This window comes from Variovorax sp. P4_D9, assembly GCF_056401695.1.
This window is the reverse complement of sequence record NZ_JBFUIU010001110.1, coordinates 1-2,384: the sequence shown is the minus strand read 5'-3', so window position 1 is coordinate 2,384 and position 2,384 is coordinate 1. Positions and strand designations below refer to the sequence as shown.

The 2,384-nt window shown below is 66.6% G+C and carries 2 protein-coding genes; both read right to left on the bottom strand.

Annotated features, from left to right (window positions below; translation table 11 throughout):
* Positions 1–1,275: ABC transporter substrate-binding protein (locus tag AC1DY5_RS51650; protein ID WP_478122015.1), on the bottom strand; the 1,275-nt coding region annotated here is incomplete at its 3' end.
* 58 nt (positions 1,276–1,333) lie between these two features.
* On the bottom strand, positions 1,334–2,384 hold a 1,051-nt coding region (locus AC1DY5_RS51645), incomplete at its 5' end, for a LacI family DNA-binding transcriptional regulator (RefSeq protein ID WP_478122014.1).

Here is a 2,384-nt window from a genome sequence, read left to right as displayed (position 1 = left end):
GAGTGCCTCCTTCGCGGTGCCCTTGTCGGCGACCACGTAATCATGCACGCGCTTCTGCATCGACAACAGCAGCTGCGCATACGAAGGCTCGGCCCAGAAGTCGACCACCATGTCCATCGAGTCGAGGAAGGGCTGTGCGAAGGGCGAGCTCTTCGGGTAGGCCGGGTCGTTGAGCACCGCCTTGGCGGCCGACGAGCCGCCGATGGCCTGCCACTTCTTCTGCACCTCGGGGTTGGCGAACCACTTGATGTATTGCAGCGCCTCGTTGCGGTTCGGCGAATAGGAGACCACCGAGATGCCCTGGCCACCGAGTTGCACGCCCTTGGCCTTGTCCGAGGGATTGACGAAGAAGCCGATCTTGTCGCCGCCGACGTTCGGGTCCTTGTAGAGGCCCGGGAAGAAGGCGAACCAGTTCATCATCATTGMAACCTGGCCCGACTTGAAGGCATCGAGGCCTTCGGTCATGTAAGCGTTGGTCAGGCCGGGCGGCGTGCTGCCCTTGTAGAGCGCCTTGTAGAACTCGAGGCCACGCACCGCGTCGGGCGAGTTCACGAAGCCGTCCATGGCATACGGCTTCTTCGGGTCCTCGTACTTGAAGCCCATCGGATAGAGCACGTTGGTGACGCCCATCGTGATGCCTTCGGAGCCGCGCTCGGTGAACAGGTAGGCGCCGTAGACCTTTTTGCCTTCGATCATGCGGCCCTGGAAGAAATCCGCGACCTGCTTGAACTCGGCCCAGGTCTTGGGCGGTGCGAGCTCGCGGTCGTACTTCTTCTTGAACTCGGCCTGCAGCTCGGGCTTGGCGAACCAGTCTTTCCGGTAGGTCCAGCCGACCGCGTCGGCCATCGCCGGCAGCGCCCAGTAGTTCGGCGTGTTCTTCGGCCACTCGGCGTAGCCCACCACGGTTGCGGGCGCGAAGTCCGTCATCTTGATGCCTTCCTTATCGAAGAACTCGTTGAGCTTGACGTACTGGCCCTGCTCGGCCGCGCCGCCGATCCACTGGCTGTCGCCGATGATCAGGTCGCACAGCTTGCCCTTGGAGTTGAGCTCGTTGAGCATGCGGTCGGCGAAGCTGGTCCACGGCACGAACTCGAACTTCATCTTGATGCCGGTCTTGGTGGTGAAGTCCTTCGAGAGTTCGACCAGCGCGTTGGCCGGGTCCCAGGCGGCCCAGCACAGGGTGATGGTCTTGTCCTGCGCGCGCACGTCGGCGGCGGCCAGGCTGAGCACGGTGGCTGCGGCGAGGGCGATCACCCCCGGGAGCATCTTGGACATCGATTTCATGAGCTGTCTCCAAAAGGTTTGGGTTCAGGGGCACATACCGGGCGTCCGCTCAGTGAAGGTTCTCGGCCGTCAGGATCTCGATGCGCGGCTGCACCACGTTGAGTGCGCCGCGGACGTTCTCGCACAGCGCGTGCAACACCCGCGCCGCCGTCAACACGCAGTAATGGATGTCCTGGTGCAGGACGTAGGAGAGGGCATTGGCGCTCAGCAGCGAAGCGTTTTCGTCGGTGAAGTCGTGCGCCGCCACGCCGGCATGGGCTGCTAGCCCGGCCTCGGCCAGCGCGCGCGCCACGCCGGCGCTGCCCGAGCCCACGTTGTAGGCGCCGGCCACACGCGCCGGGTCGATGCCGTGCTGCAGTGCATCGAGCAGCGCGCGGCAGGCGCCGTCGTCATCGGCCGGCAGGTCCGGCGTGCGCACCATGCGCAGCCGGGGAAAGCGCTCCTCGATGACGTGGGCGAAGCCGATGCGGCGTTCGATCTCGGCCGACAGCCGCGTCGCCTGCGACGACAGCAGCAGGGTGTCGCGCCGGCTCTCGTTTGCCATCCGTCCCAGCAGCAGGCCTGCGGTGCGGCCGGCGGCGCGGTTGTCGGCGCCGATGTAGGTCTCGCGCATCGAGCCCGCGACGTCGGAGAACAGGGTCACAACATGGACACCCGTGCGCACCAGTTCGTTGATGGCGCGCTTGATCGGCGGCAGGTCGGGCGCCAGCAGGGCGATGCCTTCGCAGTCGCCCACCTGGGCCAGTTCCTCGGCGAAGCGTGCCGGGTCGGTGGCGTCGAGCCGGTGCGTGATCTCGGTGATGTGGGCGTGCCGGAAATCGCCAGCGGCCTGCGCGATCTGCCGCTCGACCAGATCGAGGAAGGGCGAAGGGTCGGCCGGCAGCACGAAGGCGAAGCGCGCGTTCGCGCCTCGGCGCGGCCGGCCCGGCTGCTGCGGGGCGCCCAGTTCCTCGACCACCTGCAGCACCCGTTGGACGGTCTCGGCGTTGACGCCCGGGCGGCGATTGAGCACCCGGTCGACCGTCGCCGTGCCCACGCCGGCGGTGCGGGCGATATCGGCGATGGTGGGGGCGGAGGACATGATGACGATGCGTTGAGGT